Source organism: Amycolatopsis coloradensis, from assembly GCF_037997115.1.
Taxonomy (GTDB): domain Bacteria; phylum Actinomycetota; class Actinomycetes; order Mycobacteriales; family Pseudonocardiaceae; genus Amycolatopsis; species Amycolatopsis coloradensis_A.
In genome coordinates, this window is record NZ_CP150484.1 from 7,198,539 (window position 1) to 7,217,291 (window position 18,753).

At 70.8% G+C, this 18,753-nt stretch carries 12 protein-coding genes; 6 read left to right on the forward strand and 6 right to left on the reverse strand.

The features are described from left to right. Positions 1-78 precede the first annotated feature (78 nt). The 5 genes from eccCa to LCL61_RS33455 all read left to right on the forward strand — a co-directional run bounded on the left by eccCa (position 79) and on the right by LCL61_RS33455 (position 7,683). Positions 79-4,122, forward strand: coding sequence for a type VII secretion protein EccCa (eccCa, locus tag LCL61_RS33435; RefSeq protein WP_340683438.1), 4,044 nt, complete (start codon positions 79-81; stop codon positions 4,120-4,122). Between the two features lie 97 nt (positions 4,123-4,219). Then, positions 4,220-4,636 (forward strand): hypothetical protein, encoded by a 417-nt coding sequence (locus tag LCL61_RS33440; RefSeq protein WP_340683439.1) that lies wholly within the window; start codon positions 4,220-4,222, stop codon positions 4,634-4,636. Positions 4,637-4,667: 31 nt separating this feature from the next. Next, on the forward strand, positions 4,668-6,044 hold the full coding sequence (locus LCL61_RS33445; RefSeq protein ID WP_340683440.1) for a hypothetical protein: 1,377 nt from the start codon (positions 4,668-4,670) through the stop codon (positions 6,042-6,044). A gap of 11 nt (positions 6,045-6,055) precedes the next feature. Next, the gene (locus LCL61_RS33450; protein WP_340683441.1) at positions 6,056-6,466 is read left to right on the forward strand and encodes a hypothetical protein; all 411 of its coding nucleotides are present in this window, start codon (positions 6,056-6,058) and stop codon (positions 6,464-6,466) included. An 11-nt stretch (positions 6,467-6,477) separates the two neighbouring features. Continuing rightward, a complete protein-coding gene (locus LCL61_RS33455; protein WP_340683442.1) occupies positions 6,478-7,683 on the forward strand; it encodes a hypothetical protein in 1,206 nt (401 codons plus the stop codon). A gap of 315 nt (positions 7,684-7,998) precedes the next feature. Here LCL61_RS33455 and eccB read toward each other — a convergent pair whose 3' ends face one another. Both eccB and eccD read right to left on the reverse strand, forming a co-directional pair. Further along, a complete protein-coding gene (eccB, locus tag LCL61_RS33460) occupies positions 7,999-9,432 on the reverse strand; it encodes a type VII secretion protein EccB (RefSeq protein ID WP_340683443.1) in 1,434 nt (477 codons plus the stop codon). 4 nt (positions 9,433-9,436) lie between these two features. Beyond that, positions 9,437-10,819, reverse strand: a complete 1,383-nt coding sequence (eccD, locus tag LCL61_RS33465) for a type VII secretion integral membrane protein EccD (RefSeq protein WP_340683444.1) — start codon at positions 10,817-10,819, stop codon at positions 9,437-9,439. Between the two features lie 102 nt (positions 10,820-10,921). On the opposite strand from eccD, the gene LCL61_RS33470 reads away from it, so the two are divergent. Then, a complete protein-coding gene (locus tag LCL61_RS33470; protein ID WP_340683445.1) occupies positions 10,922-12,325 on the forward strand; it encodes a serine/threonine protein kinase in 1,404 nt (467 codons plus the stop codon). Here LCL61_RS33470 and LCL61_RS33475 read toward each other — a convergent pair. From LCL61_RS33475 to LCL61_RS33490, 4 genes are read right to left on the reverse strand one after another with little or no spacing between them, the layout of a single operon-like run. Continuing rightward, on the reverse strand, positions 12,277-14,547 hold the full coding sequence (locus LCL61_RS33475) for a transglutaminase TgpA family protein (protein ID WP_425341947.1): 2,271 nt from the start codon (positions 14,545-14,547) through the stop codon (positions 12,277-12,279). The genes LCL61_RS33470 and LCL61_RS33475 overlap by 49 nt on opposite strands. Continuing rightward, complete coding sequence (locus tag LCL61_RS33480) at positions 14,520-15,647, reverse strand: DUF58 domain-containing protein (protein WP_340683447.1); 1,128 nt, start codon at positions 15,645-15,647, stop codon at positions 14,520-14,522. Before LCL61_RS33480 ends, LCL61_RS33475 begins: the two co-directional genes overlap by 28 nt. A gap of 2 nt (positions 15,648-15,649) precedes the next feature. Next, the gene (locus LCL61_RS33485) at positions 15,650-16,603 is read right to left on the reverse strand and encodes a MoxR family ATPase (protein ID WP_340683448.1); all 954 of its coding nucleotides are present in this window, start codon (positions 16,601-16,603) and stop codon (positions 15,650-15,652) included. Continuing rightward, positions 16,600-18,720, reverse strand: coding sequence for a fibronectin type III domain-containing protein (locus tag LCL61_RS33490; RefSeq protein WP_340683449.1), 2,121 nt, complete (start codon positions 18,718-18,720; stop codon positions 16,600-16,602). The genes LCL61_RS33485 and LCL61_RS33490 overlap by 4 nt, the downstream gene beginning before the upstream one ends. Positions 18,721-18,753 lie beyond the last annotated feature (33 nt).

Genomic DNA, 18,753 nt, shown 5'->3' on the forward strand with positions numbered 1-18,753 from the left:
GCGGGTGGATTCCACCGGCACGGCACGTTCCTGCCATCGCCCCCGGCGGAAGCCGTTGTTCGCGAACGATCGGCGAGTATGGCGACAGTCGTGGTGAAGAGGCCGGCCCGTAAACCGGCGCCGGAGATGCCCGCCGGTGAGCTGCTCCTGCAGGCTCCACCGGAGATCCCGGCCCCGCCGGGGCGGCAATGGACCCAGGTGCTCACGGTGCTGCCGATGGTGGCCATGATGGCCGCGATGCTGCTGATGTACTCCGGCAGCATGGCGGGCTCGATGCGGTTCGTCATCTTCGGGATGATGGGCGTCGGCATGCTCGGCATGGTCGCCATGAGCTTTCTGCAGGGCGGCGGCCCCAGCAAACGGGAAATGGGCCACGCCCGCCGCAAGTACCTGCGTCACCTCGCCCAGCATCGCCTGCGGCTGCGCCGTTCGGTGCGCGGGCAGCGCCGGACGATGGAGTACCTGCATCCGGACCCGGCTTCGCTGTGGTCGCTGGCGGCGAGCTACCGGCTGTGGGAACGGCGCAAGGACGACCAGGATTTCGCCATCGCCCGGATCGGGACCGGACCGCAGGCCCCGGCCGCCACACTCGTCGCCCCGGACACCAAACCGCTGGAGGAACTCGAACCCCTGTCCGCGCTCGCGCTGCGCCGGTTCATCGCGACCTACTCCACCGTCGGCAGGCTGCCGATCGCCATCGCGGTCAACGGTTTCAGCCGGATCCACCTGCGCGGCGATCGCGCCGCCGCACTGGGCCTGCTCCGTGCGGTACTCGCCCAGCTGGCCACCCTTCAGTCACCCGACGACGTACGGATCGCCCTCTGCGTGAGCGAAGACCGCCGCCCGGACTGGGAATGGGTCAAGTGGCTACCGCACGCTCTCCACCCCGAGCGCACCGACGCACTCGGCGCGCTACGGCTGGTGGCGCCGTCGGTCCAGGCACTGGAATCGATGCTGGAAGAGGAACTCTCCAAGCGGCCGAGGTTCGATCCGGAGGCCGACGTCCGTGTACCCGGCCCGCATCTGGTGGTGGTGCTCGACGGTGGCGCCATCGCCGGTTCCGATCACCTGATGACCGGTGGCGGCGTCGAGGGAGTGACCATAGTGGACCTGACGACCATGCCGCCGAGGGCCTTGGACCGGACCACGGTCGTCCTCGACGTGGACGCCGAGGGTGACCTGGTCAGTGAGACCAGCGGCGGCGAAGCCCCGCTCGGGCGCGCCGATTTCCTGGGCGCGGTCGCGGCCGAGGGGCTGGCCCGGCAGCTGGCCCCGTTACGGCTGACGGCCGGGCTGCGGGGTGACACCCCGATGAGCACCGAGCTCGGTCTCGCCGATCTTCTGGACCTGGGTGACCCGTACGAGTTCGACCCCGCCGACACCTGGGAGCCGCGGCCGAACCGGGACCGGCTGCGAGTGAAGCTGGGCATCCAGGCCGACGGTGTCCCGATCGAAATCGATCTCAAGGAGCCCGCGCAGGACGGGATGGGGCCGCACGGGCTGTTGATCGGCGCCACCGGCTCCGGCAAGTCCGAGTTGCTGCGGACCCTCGTGCTCGCCCTCGCCGTGACACATCCGCCCAGTTCGCTGAACTTCGCACTGGTGGACTTCAAGGGCGGTGCGACCTTCACCCGTCTCGACACCCTCCCGCACACCAGCGCGGTGATCACCAACCTCGCCGACGAGTTGCACCTCGTCGACCGGATGACCGACGCGATCAACGGCGAGCTGATCCGCCGCCAGGAACTGTTGCGCGCGGCGGGCAATTTCACCTCTCTGCGCGAATACGAGAAAGCGCGTGCCGCGGGAGCCCCACTTCCCGAGGTGCCGACCCTTCTGGTGATCTGTGACGAGTTCTCGGAGCTCCTGTCGGCCAAGCCGGACTTCATCGACATGTTCGTCCAGATCGGACGAGTCGGCCGTTCGCTGGGCGTTCATCTGCTGCTGGCCTCGCAACGGCTCGAAGAAGGCAGGCTCCGCGGGCTGGAAACCCATCTGTCGTACCGGATCGGCCTGAGGACCTTCTCCGAGATGGAGAGCAGGGCGGTGCTGGGCGTCACCGACGCGTTCAAGCTGCCGCGGGCACCCGGGCACGGATTCCTCAAGGTCGGCACCGACCAGATGGACCGATTCCGGTCCGCTTACGTCTCCGGCGTCTATCAGCGCTCCACAGCCGGCGGTGTCGCCCCTTCCACCGGGGAACAGCTGGTGCTGCGGGAATACACGACGAGCTATCTCGGCGCCGAGATCGACACGGGTGAAGGGGAGCCGGAAGACCAAGCGCCGGAGAACGACGCCGCGGTCGGCGAGACCCTGCTGGACATCCTGGTCGACCGGTTGGCGGGCCAAGGTGTGCCCGCGCATCAGGTCTGGCTGCCGCCGCTGGCGGAATCGCCCACTTTGGACGGTGTGCTGCCCGGGCTGGTCGCCCATCCGCAACGAGGTCTCACCGTGGACTCGACCACGATGGCGGGGTCGCTCCGGCCGGTGCTCGGCACCGTGGACCGGCCGTTCGAACAACGTCGCGACCCGCTGGTGCTGGATCTCTCCGGCGCCGCGGGCCATGTCCTGGTCATCGGCGCACCGCAGACCGGGAAGAGCACCACGGTGCGCGCGCTGATCACCAGTCTGGCGCTCACGCACACTCCCCGCGAGACACAGTTCTACTGCCTCGACTTCGGCGGCGGCACCCTGGCTTCGATCGCCGGGCTGCCGCATGTCGCCGGTGTCTGCGGCAGGCTCGACACCGGTGCCGTGCGGCGGACCGTCGCCGAAGTCGCGACCCTGCTGGCGCAACGGGAGCGGATGTTCGCCGAGCATCAGATCGACGGCATCGTCACCTACCGGAAGCTGCGGGCCGAAGGCCGGTTCGCCGAGTACCAGCACGGAGACGTCTTCCTGGTGGTCGACGGCTGGCAAACGCTGCGAAACGACTTCCCCGATCTGGAGGAGACGGTCGGCGACATCGCCGCGCGCGGGTTGTCCTACGGCGTGCACGTGGTCGCGGCGTGCTCGCGCTCGTTCGATCTGCGGATGAACGTCCGAGACCTGTTCGCCAGCAGGCTGGAGCTGAAGATCGGTGATCCCATCGACTCCGTCATCGACCGGCGCGCGGCGATGAGCGTCCCGCCCGACGCTCCCGGCCGTGGAATCGCGATGAGCGGGCACCAGATGCTGGTGGCCCTCCCCAGGATCGACGGGGTGACGGACGCGGACGATCTGTCCAAGGGCGTGAGCGAACTCGTCGAGGCGGTCAAGGCCGCGTGGCCGGGCGCTCCCGCGCCCTCGGTGCGGCTACTGCCCGGCGTGTTCCCGTACGAGGAACTCCCCGCCGAGGACGAGACCACCGGAACCGAGGCGGGGCTCGCGGTCGGCATCCACGAGCACGACCTTTCCCCGATGCGGCACGACTTCGCCACGGACCCGCACTTCTTCCTGCTCGCCGACACCCAATGCGGGAAGACCTCCTTCCTGCGGACGCTGGCGCGCCNGCACTTCTTCCTGCTCGCCGACACCCAATGCGGGAAGACCTCCTTCCTGCGGACGCTGGCGCGCCGGATCGAAACCACCTACCAGCCCTCGGAAGCCCGGATCGTGCTGGTGGACCATCGGCGCGGGCTCCTCGGCGAGATCGGCGACGACTACCTTCTCGGCTACGGCACCAACGACTCGAACAGTGCCGGGCTGATGACCGAGGTCGCCGCCTCGCTGTCCAAGCGGCTCCCGGGGCCGGACGTCACCCCGGAGCAGCTGCGGGCCAGGAACTGGTGGCACGGGCCGGAGATCTTCGTTCTCGTGGACGACTACGACATGGTGGCCACCCACGAGAAACACCCGTTGATGCCCCTGCTGCCGCTGGTCGCGCAAGGCACGGACATCGGCTTGCACGTCGTGCTGGCCCGTCGTTCCGGTGGTGCCGGCCGCGGGCTGTTCGAACCCTTCCTCACTCGGCTGAGGGAAGTCGGGACACCCGGCCTGATGATGTCCGGCGACCGTGACGAAGGTCCGCTGCTCGGCGGGATGCGGGCCCAGGTGCTGCCGCCCGGCCGAGGCTGGCTGATCGATCGCCGCGGGCACAAGGGCTTGGTCCAGCTCGCGTGGCTTCCGCCCCGTCATCACTGAGGCATGACCGGAAGCTGCCGGAAGCCCCACCGGAACCCGGGGTGGTGTTTGGCTTTCGGTGAACGACTGGGTTTTCACCGCTGTTCCGGGAGGGAACATGGGAATCAACGCCTACCTGCCAGCCATCCAGAACTTCGTCGACACGGTCACCCGGCAGGCGCAAGGGGCGAGCCCGCCGAGCATCGACCGGCCCCTGAACGACGGCTGCGGCGGAATGGCGGAATGCGGGATCCTCGCCGACGCCGACCGGGACAGCACCGAGGCCCTGCGGAATTTCCTGACCGCCGCCGAGAAAGGTGTCTGGGGGTACGTCTCCATCGCACGGCAATGCCTGAGCACCTACCAGAACGCGAGCGAGGCCGCCGTCTGGGAGCTGACGAAGAGGTCGCGGCCGGACGAATCCCGTGTCCCTGTCGAAGGACTGGCGCCCACCACGCTGGGACCGAGCCCGCTGGCTCCCGTCACCCCCTTGCAGCCGGGCACGGGCACCCTGATCGACCTCATGCCGCATTGATTCCTGTGCGCCGACCTATCCGGGACTTTCGATGACCAGCAACTATGGCCTGACCGCCTTCGAAGACCAAGTGGAAATCCTTCGTGCCGAAATCGCGCACACCCGCCCCCGGCTCCAGGCCGCTAAAGCGATGTGGGAGAGCGCCGAGAGGTGGATCAAACGCACGCACCTGATGCTCCGGGGGGCCGCGAACGAGGTTTCTTCGGGCTGGCTGGACCGGCCAGGGGAAGAGTTCGTGGACCGGCTCAGGAACAACTGCACTTACTCGCTCGGATCGTGGACAGGACTGGAAGGGTTGTCCGGTAACGGCGCTGTCGCCTCCTTGGGGAGGATGCTGTTCGATCAGCCGGTCGACGGCGGCATCCTGGCATCGGGTGTGATCGCCCAGCTGGACATGGCCGACGCCCAGCTCGTGGTCGGCGCCTTCGTCGCGGCGGGTGAGATCTCCAAGGTCGAGCAGAATGCCGATTACAAACCTCAGGCCCAGGCGAACCTCGGCAAGAAACTCGACGAAATCGCGACGCAGTATCGGGTGACCGCCCAGGCGATGCTCGCCGCCCGCGGCCGCCCTTGGGACGGCCCGAGCGCCGAACCCGGCTCCGGCCTCCCCTACAACGGCGCGGCACCTTCGGCGACCGGAGTGGGCGGTCCGAACCAGAACGGCGCACCGGTCGACCCGGGTACGCCCGAAGTTCCGAGCGAGCCGAGCCCGCAGAATCCGCAAGACGACCCCAGCGCACTCGAACAGGCCACGGACGCGCTGAGCGCGTTGAGCCAGGCCGCGGAATCCGCGCAACAGTTGCTGGGCAACGGTTCCTCCGTGAACATGCCCGACCCGAACGCGATCGATCCCGGGGATTGGGCGCTGCCGCCTTACGACGGCTCCACCTATCCGGGGCTTGAAGATCCTCTCGGCGCGTCAGGGGGCTCGGGTATGCCGAGCCTGGCGGGCGGCGGCGGTTTGCCGGGTTCCGGCGGTGGGATGGGCGGGCTCGGCGGCATGCCCGCCGTCGCGGACCTGAACGGTGCGCCGGGAGGCGCGATGAACGGCGTCGGCTCGATTCCCGGGATCGCTTCCGCGGGAAGCTCCGGTTCCACCTCGGGTGCCGGAGGAATGCCGCCACCGATGGTGCCACCCAACGGTGGCGGGAGGAACTCGGCGGCAGGCATCAAACCGGGCGATGCGGAACACACCGGCTCGAGCAGGCAACGCGGGCCGAAGGGCGGTGTCACCCCCGGTGTCACGCTTCTCGGCCGGTCTCGAGGCGGCGGCACACGACCGGCCACGGCGCAACGCCGATGGGACACCGATAACGAAACCGTCCAGCTGCTCGACGACGAGCTGTGGCAAGTGCAGCAAACGACCGATTCGCACGGCAAACCGGCGAAGTACCGCGCCGGACACTGAGGAGGGGGCGTATGCCCGGAACCGAGATCAACGGCAACATCACCGCGATGAGCGCGGTGTCCCAGCAACTCAGCGCACCGGACCTGCCACCGTCACTGGCGAGGCTCGGCACCATGCCGAGCCTCGCCGGGCTGTTCGAGGGCATCGCGATGTCCGTACTGGACAAGGCCGCGACCGCCAGCATGAGCGCGTTCATGGGGAAAGTGACCGAGGACATCGCGACCTTCTCCGGCAAGGCCAGGACGGCCGCGATCACCTACAGCGCCGCGGACGTGGCCAGCGCGCTGGAACTGGCTGGCAAGGCGACCAAGGTCATCAAACAAGGCGTGGATTTCGTCAAACAGTCCTCAGCCGCCCAGTCCGGCGAAGGCAAACCGTCCACCACCGAACCCTCCGGCGAAGCCCCGCCGGCCTCCGTCTGAGGAGCCGAACCATGACCGCCGTTTACAACGCGTTCCCCATGGAAGTCCTCATGGGGATGATCCAAGCCGAACTGGCGAACGTGCCCGTCCTCCACGACGCGGCGAAGATGTGGACCGAAGCACGGGCGTGGATCGAGGAAGCGCAGGTACAACTCAACAGCCGGATCAGCGAACTCACTCCTGAATGGACGGACGACAACGGCCGTCAACTCCAGGAGAAGATGCAGCGCTCGGTCGCCGAACTGAAATTCTGGGGCGACCGCATCGACCTGGCCAAACCCGCGGAGACCTTGACGACGCTGGCGTCCGGGATCACGGAGACCCATCAAACGATGCTGGGGCTCGAGGCCGCGTACTCCGCGGCCGTCTCGGCGTCGCTCCTCAATCCGTTCGCCGCCATGGAGGCCCTGGCCATTCAGCAGGCCGCCGGGACCAAGATGACCCAGCTCGGCGGCGAGTTCGATCTGTCGATGCTGCAGGTGGTCGAGGCGTCCGGGATCAAGTCGCCCGACCATATGGTGCCGACGGTCGCCCCTTCCGCCGAAGGCAACACCCCGGCCGATTTCATCGCGGCCGCCCAGGCGGGTATGGACACGCTCAGCGAATTCCAAGGACTGGGCGAGTCACTGGGTGCCGGTGGCGGCAACTCGGACGTCTCCCTCCCGGAAATTCCCGGCTACGACGGCACTTCCGGCGTTTCGCTCGCCGGCCTCGCTCCGTCGCAGCCGTCGGCTGGCGCGCTCTCGCCGCTCGGAGGGCTGCCCGGCGGTTCCGGCTCCGCGCCGGTCTCGTCGGGAGTGCTGGGCGGTTTCGGCGTCGCGGGCGGTATGGCCGGGCTTCCGGTGGCGGCCAAGCCAGTCGGGGCGAAGAAGGCGCCCAGTCTCGCGTCCGAGGCCCTTCCGGGCACCGCTACGTCGTCCGGCGCGAAGGCGAGCGCCAGTCCGATGTCGCCGATGATGCCTCCCAACGCGGGCGGGCAGGCCACCGCGGGCACGTTGCGCCCCGGCTCGAACGACCAGCCGACGGGACGGAACGGCGCGTCGCGGAGGACGTCGTCCGGGGGAAGCGACGGCGTTCCGGCGAAGCTGCGCGGCCGGGCCGCCAACGGCAATCCGGACGCCGGGTTCACGCTGGCGCGCGGACGGCGGCCGGGTGAGTCGGAGTCGGGTTCGGTGCAGATGCTCGACGAAGACCTCTGGCGGCCGAACTCCCGCTGAGCTGCTGGGACGTGAAGGCCCCCTTCACTGCGCTAGACGCAGTGAAGGGGGCCTTCACGTNTCCCTGCCGGCACTGATGGCCGAGCCGCCGCCGGGACCGTCGATGTCGCTTCACTGCGCTAGACGCAGTGAAGGGGGCCTTCACGTCGTTCCGGTGCGGTTGGCCGCCCCGGTGGATGGCGTGCTTGAAGACGGAACTCGCGTGCTTGAGGAGCGAACACGCCGAGGCCGGCCCCGCATCGTGTGTTTCGGCCGGAAGCACGCGTGATCCGGCTCCAAGCACCCGTGTCCCGTGCCGGGACACGGGAATCCGGGTCAGCCTGCCAGGGTCTGGCGCCGCGCGGCGGCCGGGTCGAGGCTCGGGCCCTCGGGCAGCCGCGCGACCAGGCCGGCGGGAAGGCGTACCGGGCGCGCGGACGGGTAGCCGAGCATCTTCAGCACGTCGGGGGAAGCCAGCGGATAGCGGCGACCCATGTCGGTCACGACGGTCAGCGTTCCCACGGCAGCAGAAGACGAAGGCATCGCCTCGACGACGATCGCGCTGCCCGGCGGAACGTGGACGCGGTCCGCGAGCGGGGTCCCGGCGGCGGTCCGGCGGGCGGTGGTGGACATCGGGTCCGCGGCGGGCAGTGCGGGGTCGACGGTCAGCGCGGGCGCCGCGGAGCCGTCGCCGAAGGCGGCGCACACGGTGGCGTCCTGGTCGCGCAGGCGCGCGATGGCCGGACGGGTCGCGGGTGCCGCGCCGGCGTCGGCCCGGACCGGGTCCAGCTGACGGGACATGGTCGCCAGCGAAGGCGGCAGCGGCACGGTCTTCGGTTCGGTACCGGGATAGGCGGCGAGCATCTGGGCGCTCGCGCGCTGGACGTCGTACTGCAGTTCGGTGATGGGGCGCAAAGCGTCCCGCTCGGCGAGGTAGTGCTGCTGTCCGCCGCCGGAGGTCCGCACCATCAGCAGCATCCCGTTCCGGATGTCGGTCCGGCCGGGTACCGCGGTGGACACCTCACCCGCCGCCGCGACCGGGAGCGGGCCGATCGGCGTGCCTTCCGGGAGCACGTCGAGCCACGCCCGGCCCACCCGCGCCCACGGTTCGGCGATGAGCGCGAGCCCGGTGCCGACGGCGCCGTAGTCGTTGATCCGGTGCCGATGCCCGCGCCACACGACGAAACGGTCACCGGTCGACGTCGATTCCACCAGCAGCGCCTGGTCTCCCAGTTCCGCGCCGCCCGACGGCGACGCGCCCGCCAGCAGTACCGATTCCTCGATCCTGCTGCCCGCAAGGTCGCTCGCGGGCGCCGAGCACAGCGACCATGATCCGGTGAGCAGCTTTTCCGGGCCGGGCAAGCCGTCCGGCGCGTCGGCGATGCCGATCCGGGGTCCTCGCGGGACTCCGGCGAGCGAATCGCGCGAAACCCGTTCCGTGGTGCCGTGTTCGCCGAGCAGCAGCAGCGCGGACGCGTAGTTCGCGACGGGGTGCAGCCGTTCGTTCAGGTAGACGTACCGCGTCCCGCTCTCCTTCTCCACGATGACGGCGGCGTTCTTGCGCCAGGCGTTGTTCCCGCCCGGCACGATCATCCCGTAGACCCCGACGCACGCCAGCGCCACGATCGCCAGTGCGACACTGGCGAACGCGGCACCGGACGGCCGCCGGAACGGTGGCTGTTCCGGGTCGGTCTCCCTCGTCACGAGCGCGGAGATCGCGCGCTGCACCAGGAATTGGTACGCCTGCAGTTGATCCCGTTTGGACGCCATCGTTTCAGCCCCCCAGTCCGCGCACGTAGCCGTACAGGCCGAGCACCGAACACGCCACCGGGACAACGGCGATCGTCACCAGGATCTCGAAGTATTCGGCGATCCGGCCGAGATACGGGTTGGCGGCGCGGGTGCTCAGCACGACGCCGGAGGCGATCACGCCTGCCGCCACCGCCAAGGACAGCGGCCCGGCCAGGACGAGCAGCAGCGAACGGTCCGCCATGAGCGGGCCGGCCAGCAGGCACCCGGCGCCGAAGATCCCGGTCACCAGCACCAGCAGCCGCTGCCGCAGGATCGGGTACAACCGCGCCCGCACCAGGAAACCCGCCGCGAGCAGGGCGACGAGCACGACGGCGGCCTCGCTGTCGCTGCGGATCAGCTGCAGCTGGCAGTACATGACGACGATCGCCGCGCCGCCCAGCATTCCGGTGAGCAGCGCGTCCGCTCTGGCGACGGCGGCGTGCACGAGATCGAGCGGTGGCTGGGGATCGTCGCGAACCAGGTCCGCGGTCGACCGCGGCAGCACCGGCATCGGCACCCGGCCGAGCCGCAGCGCCAGCGGCGCGAACGTGGTCGAGAGCACGAGGACCCCGCCGCCGAGCACGGCCGCCGACCGGTACCCCGCCAGGTCGTCGAAGGTGGCCAGCCAGCCGCCGAGCACCCCGAGCAGACCGACGGTGGCGGCCCCCGCGAACAGGGCGGGCGCGGCGATCACCCCTAGATGGCCGACGACGGCCGCGAGCAGCAGCGCCGCGCTCGCCAGCAGCAGATGACCGGCGGACAGCGCGCCGATCGGGTCGTCACCCGCCAGCAGGAGACCGCCGCCGGCGAAGGCGAACGGAAGCGCGACGGCGGCGAGCACCGCCCCGGCACCGGCGTCGCGCAGCGCCCGCGCGAGCAGGACACCCGCGGCCAGCAGCAGCGCGGAGACCGCCAGCGCCCAGGACGCCGGTGACGTCCACGGCGGGCCGGCGCGCAGTACGGCGAGCAGACCGAAGGACATCGCCACCCCGCCGACGGCAAGGCCCGCCTGTCGCGTGTGCCGCGGCCCCCAGGCCTTGCCGGTGCGGCCGGAGCCGGTGGCGATCGCGTCCACCAGGTCGTCGTACTCGGGCTCCGGCCATTCCGCGCGGCGCGGCGTCAGATGGAGGATCTCCCCGTCCCGGACCCGGTGCGCGCCCAGCGTCCGGTCCAGATCGAAGGGTGTCCCGTCGGCGCGGCGCAACTGCCAGCCGCCGCCGGCGACCCCGTCGTCGGCCATTCCCTCGCCCGCCCGCGCGAGCAGGCCGGGGAGGATTTCGGCGACGGACGCGTGTTCCGGCAGCGCCATGTCGATGCGCCGGTGCGGAGTGGTGATGGTGACCCTGACCAGGCCGGCAGTCTGCATGGGAAAAGGGTCGGCCAGCGGCCCGCGCGCCGGGCCGCCGCGGCAGGAACCTGCCGCCGGGAAAGTACTCCGAATCGGGTCTTCTTGCGCGACAATGGGGTCATGAGCATCGAGACAGGAGTCGGCGGACCGAGGCTGCTCGCCCAGGGCCCCATCGCCACCGTGTACGCGGGCCGGGATCCCGCTACGGGCAACGACTTCGCGATCAAGATGTTCCCCGGCGCCTTCGACCGCGAGACCTCCGCGTGGCTGGAACGCGAACGGAAGGCGCTGGCCGCCGTGCGCTCGACGCGCTCGGTGCTGCAGATCGACGACGTCCTGACCGACGCTGGCGGCCGATCCGGAATCCGCCGCGAACTGTGCCCTGGTTCACTCGCCGGTCTGCTGGATTCCGGTGCCAGGCTGGGTGTTCCCGACGTGCTCGCGCTCGGCGCCGCGATCGCGTCGGCACTCGCCGCGGCGCACGGCACGGACGTCATGCACGGCGGGGTGAGCCCGCACAACGTGCTGTACCGCGCCTCCGGCGAATTCGTACTCGCCGATTTCGGGGTGGCCCTGCGTCGGCGATTCCCGCGCGACCCGATGTACGCGGTCGAGTACACCGCGCCGGAAACCCTGCGCGACGACACGCTTTCCCCCGCGTCCGACCTTTATGGACTCGGCGCGGTGCTCTACGCCGCGTTGACCGGCACACCGCCCTTTCCCCGGCACACCGGGCAACAGCCCGGTGAACGGATCCTCCAGGTGCTACGGGAACCGGTCGCGCCGATCCAGGACCCGGGCGTCCCGAGTGAGCTTTCCGCCACGATCTTTCGGTTGCTGGCCAAGGAACCGGCCGACCGGCCGCAGGACGTCGCGTCGCTGGCGCGGTTGTTCACGAAGCTGCGGCAGCCCGGCGGCGAAGTCGTCACCGGGGAACCTGTCGACGTACCGGCCGAAGAAGAAGACGCCGACGTCGAATTCGACGACTTCGCCGTGCTCCGGCAGCCCGCCGCCCCGTCGCCGGTCCAGGTGGTGCAAGCGCCACCCTCGGGCGGCCGGACCCTGATCCGCGAGTTCAGCGGTCCGCTCAAGACCGAGCGGCGGCTTCCCTGGAAGCCCATCGCGCTGGCGGGCGCCGGAGTGCTCGCCGCCGGGCTGGCCGTGGTGCCGCTGGTCCTCGGCCCGGCGGAGATCGGCGGGCAGGCCGTCCCGGTCGCGGCCGCGATCCCGCCGCCCGCACCGGCTTCCGCTCCGGCGCCGGACGTCAAACTGGCTCTCGCCCCGCCGCGCGACCAGAGCGATCACGTGCAGCTGACCTGGACCGCGGAGGGCGAACTGGACTTCGTCGTGATCATGGCGGGCGAGCGGCTCGAGACGAAACAGCTCGTCGCCCACCGCCAGCGCAGTCTCGACGTCCCGGTCGACCCGGCGCGCCGGTACTGCTTCCAGCTCAGGGCGACCGACGGCCGCCACATCTACACCACCGAGCCGGTCTCGATCCGCGGCGCCCGCTGCAACCCGTGAGCTGAAGGGGACTTTCCCCGCATAGGACGCGGCGAAGGGCGCTTTCCCCGCATGGCATGCGGGGNNNGCTCGAGTGCCGCCAGCACCCGAGCCGCGAACGGTCTGGTCGCCAGGCCCCGGCGTACCTCGCCGACTTCCTGCCACGCTCGCCGGACCGCGCCGTCGCCCACCGGGACGCCGGACCACAGCGTCACGTCCAGCACCTTGGCCAGCCTGGCGACCGGCTCGCGGATCCCTTCCCCGGCAAGCGATCCGGCCGATTCGGCGAGATCGCGCGGGGTCATCCCGATCCGGAACGGCACCCCGTGCGCGCGCAGCCGGTCACGGATCTCGTCCCAGGCGCCGAGCACCCCTTCCTCGCCGGTCCGGCGGCGGCGCCGTCGTGCGCGGATCACCTTCGCCGCCGGAACCCCCACGAGCCACAGGAGTCCGAAAAGGACGATCGCGCCGACGAGGGCGGGCCACCACCAGCTGACCCCCGCTTCCGCGTTCTGGTCTTCGGCGGAGTCCGGCTGCGTACCCGGCGGGAGCTGAGGCGGCCGCAGTTGCTGTTCGGCGGGCAGCTGGGCCCTCGCCTTGGCGACCGCCTTGCCGGGGCCCGCCTGGCTCCGGCTCGATCCCACGGCCGCGGCGGTGGGGTCGAGCGCGACCCAGCCCGCCCCGGCGACCGCGACTTCGGGCCACGCCAGGACATCGCGGTTCCGGACGACGTGCGTGTCGCCGTCTTTCTCGGCCGAACCGCGGAATCCGACGACGAGCCGCGCCGGGATCCCGCTCATCCGCGCCAAGACCACGTACGCGGCGGCGAACTGCTCGCTCGTCCCTCGCTTGCTCTCCAGCAGGAAGTGCCGAAGCTGCGGCCAGCCGTGCCCGGTCGGCAGTTCCTCCGTGCCCGTCGCGACCTGGTAGTTCGTGCTGAGGAACCGTTCCAGCTGCAACGCGGACTGGAACGTCGGGCGCAGGCCGCGCACGGCGTCCTTCGCCACTTGCTCGACGTCGGGCGGCACCGCGCCGAGTCCGCCGAGCCCGCCCGGTGCGCGCGCGTCGACTTCGCCGGAACCGAGATCGACCTCGGGTGACGACCAGCTGAGCCGGTAGTCCCGCACCGAGGTACTGGACGGCGATTCCAGCATCAGCGTGCCCGCGGACTGGTCCACCAGCGGGGTCAGACCGTCCACCCCGGTCAGATCCTGATGGCTCGGCAGCCAGGGTCCCGAAAGCCCGCGCACCTTGAGTTCGGCGCTGCCGCCCGCACCGCCGGGAGCGCCGTCCAGACCGGCGCCGAGCCGGTGGAGCCGGGAATCGGACAGCCAGTTCGCGCCGTCGAAACCGTTGAGCACGATCAGGCGCCACTGGTCGACCGGGGTGTCGCCGCGGTACCGGAACACCTCCTCGCCGGGCCGGATGAGCCGCTGGGCGATCTCGTCCAGCGGGTTGGCGACCCTGCTTCGCGGCGGCGGCGCGGCCTGGGTGTCCTTGAGCGTCAGCGGATCGCGGCCGACCGGATCGAGCACGGCGAACGCGACCGATCCGGCGACCAGGGCGACCACAGTGGACAGTGCGGGCCAGACCGCCGATCCCGTCACCCGCCAGGAACGCGGCACGCCGGGTGCCCGGCTCACGGACCGGACGCGGCGCCCCGACCACAGCAGGAGCCCGGCGGGCAGCGCGAACCCCAGCGCCGCCGCCACCGCGACGAGTCCCGTCAACGCCTCATACGCCTGCGCCAACCCGGCGACGGCCAGGCTGGGCACGAGCGCCACGAGCGGCTTCTTCAGTCGCAGCACCAGTTCAAGCCCGGGCACGACGGCGAGCAGCACCGACAGCGGCACGAAGAGCAGCTGTTCGGGGACCGGCAGCGCGGGCCAGGTGGACTGCAGCGTGAGCTGCCAGCCTTCGGTGAAGCCGCGCGCCAGCCCGCGCACCGAAGCGCCGGTCGGCAGGGCGGCGAGCGTGGTCGACGTCAGCACCGTCTCGATCAGCCCGAGCAGACCGAGCACCGCGACGAGCGCAGGCCGATAAGGAGTCAGCTTGGGGAACTTCGCGGTCAGTTCGGCGCAGCCGTACGCGATTAGGACGACCACGAGTACCGGCACCAGCAGTTCCGCCCAGCCGAACACGGGCGCGAACAGCATCCCGGCGACGCCTGTCGCGCCGAGCAGCCCGGCGACCGCGAGCCGATCGAACCGGGCGCTCATGCCTTCCCCACCAAGGAGTTCCATTGGGCCGCGGCACCGGTGGCGTCGACCGCGATGATCAGTCCACCGGAGCCGGCCGACGGCCTGAGGTCACCGAGCCGGACCACGGTGTCGGGCCGCCAGCGGGCCGTGTGGCCGAGATCGGCGTCCGGGCCGGTGACCACCACGAGCACCCCGCCGGGGCGTTCGGCGGCGGCGAGGACCGAGGGCAGCAACGGCGCGTCGTCCGCCGCGTCCTGCGTGACGAGCGCGAGTTCGTCCAGCAGCGTCCTCGCCGCGCGCACCCCGCTGTCGGTCAGCGTGTCCGCGCCGGCGGAGGTGATCAGGCGGCAGTGCTGCCCCGCCGACGCCGACGCGTAGAACAGGGAAGCCGCCACCTCGACGGCCTCCTCGAAAACGGCGGGCGTCATCGACGCGGGCCGCGTGTCGAGCACGGTGGTGAACCGGGGCTGGGCGGGGTCGGCGTACTCGCGCACCATGAGCCGTCCGGTCCTGGCCGTCGCCTTCCAGTGCAGATGCCGGACCTCGTCCCCGATCACGTACTCCCGCACCGCGCGCAGATCCGCCGAACCACGCAGTGGCGGGTCGGTGATCGGGCCTTCGTGGTGGTGCCTCGGGTGCCCGGCCTGCGCCGCGCGCACCGAGTGCCGTCGCGGATGCACCCACAACCACGCGGAATCCCCGACGGCCCGGTCTCCGCGAGCGAGGTCGAACAGGTCGGGCCGGTGCACGACGAGCGGGCCGACGCGCAGCTTCCCGCGTGTCGCCGTCGGGAGCTCGTAGTGGTACGTCGCTTCGGCGCCGGGTGCGAGCGGGCGGACTCGCAGTCGGTGCGTTTCGTTCCCGATCCCGTCTCCCGCGGCGAAACCGCCGTGCCGCCGCGAACCGGTGTTGCGCACGACGAGCGAGGCCAGCGCGGGTTTCCCCCGTTCGACCCGGTCCGGCTGGACGGTCCGGCCGATCTCCACCCGCGGCCGGAACCTGGTGGTGACCAGAGCGATCAGCACCGCACCCGCCGCGATCCCCGCGAAGGCACGGAAAAACGTGTACCCGGCCAGTTCGCCGAGGGCGTAGGACCCGGCGGCGAAGGCCAGCACGATGACGCCGCGGCGGGTGAGCCGCACGTCTACCTCCCCATCGCGGCCATGGGAGCGGCCGTCGCGCCCAGGAGTTCGTCGACGATGTCGGCGGTCCGCCGCTGGTTGAGTTCCGCGTCGGGGGTCAGTACGAGCCGGTGGTCGAGCACCGGATGCGCGACGTCCTTGACGTCGTCGGGGGTGACGAAGTCGCGGCCGAAGGTGGCCGCGAGCCCTTGCGCCGCCCGGATCAGCGCGATGCTGCCGCGCGGGCTCGCGCCGTAGCGGACGTCCGGATGCGACCGGCTCGCCGCGGCCAGCCGGACCGCGTAGTTGACGATCTCCGGTGCCAGATGGGACTTCCGGACCTCGTCGATGACCGACTGGACGTCGGCGATGCTCAGCACCGGCTTCAGCTCGTCCGGCGTCACCCCGGCGCAGTCGCCCATGACCACGCGCATCTCGGATTCCAGATCCGGGTAGCCGACCGAAATGCGCATGAGGAACCGGTCCAGCTGCGCCTCGGGCAGCCGGTAGGTGCCCTCCAGTTCGATCGGGTTCTGCGTGGCCACCACGAGGAACGGCCTCGGCACCGCCTGGCCGACCGAATCGACGGTGACGCGGCGTTCCGCCATCACCTCCAGCAGCGCGGCCTGCGTCTTCGGCGTACCCCGGTTGATCTCGTCCGCCAGCACCACGTTGGCGAAGATGCCGCCGGGGTGGAACTGGAAGCGTTCGGCGTTCTGGTGGTAGACCATCACGCCGGTGATGTCGCCGGGCAGCAGGTCGGGGGTGAACTGGATCCGGCTCCACCGGCCGCCGATGCTGGCGGCGACACAGCGCGCGATCGTCGTCTTCCCGACGCCGGGCACGTCCTCCATCAGCAGATGCCCTTCGGCGAACAGCGCGGCCACGGTGAGCCGGACGACCTCCGGTTTGCCGCGCACCACCGATTGCACGTTCTCGGCGATCTGCTCGTAGGCGACCCTGGGTGTGAGCGTCACAGAAGTTCCTTTTCCTTTCGTCGGCGCAGGCCGGCCAGTGCCATCGGGCCGAGCCAGACCAGCGCGCCGCCGTTCATCGACGGCACCCCGGTCCAGCTGTCCGAAGCCGTGCCCCCGGACGTCTTGATGGTGGCGGTCACCGTGATGGCTCCGCCGAAGATCACGTTGTTGATGGGCAGGCTGGTGGCACCGGAGCAGGCTTTCGAAGCCGAGCGGGCGCCGTTGAACTCCGCCTGGCAGGTCGCGGACGCGCCCTTCCCGTCTGCCCTGACCTCGACGACCAGGCCCGTCGTCCCCATCCGGACGGTGGAGATGGTGATGGTCGGCGGATCCGACGGCACCGGCACGGTGACCTTCCTGCTGCCGGTGGCGCCGGTGAGCGTGGAGCCCGAGCCGAACTTCGTCACCGCGCGGACCGTGACGGTCGCGGTTCCGGTGACCCCGGTGAATTCCGCGGACGTGCCCGAAACCGTGCGCTGGCCCTTGCCTGTCACGCTGACCAGGTAGTGCACCAGCGTGCCGCCGCGGAGGTCGGGCTGGGTCCAGCTCACCGAAACCTTGCCTGCCGCGGTGGCGTTCGCGGTGACGACCGGCGCCCCGGCCGGCCGGTTCGCGGGCCCCGGGATGACCGCCTTGGCGCTGGCGCCGGGGCCGATCCCCGCCGAGTTCTCCGCGACCACGGTGATCACATACGGGGTTCCGTTGGTCAGCCCGGAAATCGTCGTCCCTCGTGACGATCCGCCGACACGCGTGGATCCTCCGGTCCAGGTCACCCGGTAGCCGGTGATCCGCGCGCCGTTGTCCGCGGCCGGGCTCCACGAGACCTTGACCGAGCCGTCCCCGGACGACGCGCTCACCTTCCTCGGCGCGCCGGGCGGAGTCGCCTTCGCCACCGGCGGAGGTGCCTTCTGGGTATTCGGCGGAGCTTGTTGTTGTTGTTGCTGCTGCGGCGGGGGCTGGTCGCCGGACGGTTCCGGATCGGCCGACGGCGCGCCCGCCGTCTGGCTGCTGGCCGCCTTGTCGACGTCGACGTCGGCCACCGTGCCGTCGTCGCCGTTGACGACCAGGACGTGCGAGCCGTCGGAGCTGTCGACGTAGATCCGGTTGTCCTCGCCCTTGGCCAGCCTCGGCGCCGTTCCCTGGCCCGGCACCTTCGTGGTGGACCGGAGCTTGCCGGTGGCGTCGTAGGTCAGCACCTCGCCGCGGGTCTCGTCGACCATGGCGACGACGTTCGACGAGGAGAGCGGGCCGTTGAACCGGCTGCCCTTGGAGAGCTCGACCGAAATCGGCTTCGCGGACGGGCGATCCTGGTCGAGGCCGCTGATGTCGATGAGGTGGAGCTGGTTGCGCTCCGGGTCGGCGATGGCCAGCCGGTCGCCGACGGCGCTGTTGGCGACCTGTGCCGACGGCGAGAGCTTGATGCCGAGCGGAAGGCCGTCGCCGAGCCCGTCCGGGCCGACACGGTGGAGGCTGTCGCCGGTGGTGTCGAGCACGACCGGCTGGTCGCCGACGAGCGTGAGCCCGCCGCCGTGTCCGGGCGGGAGCTGCGCGGGACAGGTCATGACGGCGGCGCCCTTGGGCAGTTCGCAGACCGAGCCGTTGTCGACGCGGTGCGTCCACACCGTTCCCTCGGTCGTGGCGACCGGCCGGGACAGTGGCCCCCCTGCGGGCACTGTCGCGGCCGGGTCCCCGAGGCGCACGATCTGGCCGGCGTTGCGGTAGACCAGGTACGGACCGCCCGCGATCTCCAGCACGAACGGGGTTTCCGGCGCGGGCGGCGGCACGGACTCCTCCACGCTCAAGGTCGCCTTGTCGAACTCCGTGATGCGGTTCCGCTCGACCACGTAGCCGGAACCGTCCCCCTGCGCGACCTGGCTGCCGTTCGCGCCGGGCACGTCCGCGCGCGCGTCGACGCGGTTCGTCGAACCGTCGACGTGGAACGCGGACTGGGCGGCGTCGTTGTAGACCCAGTGACCGACCTGGACGAACTCCAGCCGTTCCGGGGTCGCCGCCTGTCCGGTCACGGCGAGGCCGACCAGCGCCAGGCAGCCCGCGACCACCAGCGCCACGGCCATTCTCGTCCTGGCCACCGCGCTGAACCGCTTCTCGGTGTTCACGCGATCAAGCTAGAGAGCGACCATGAAATTTCG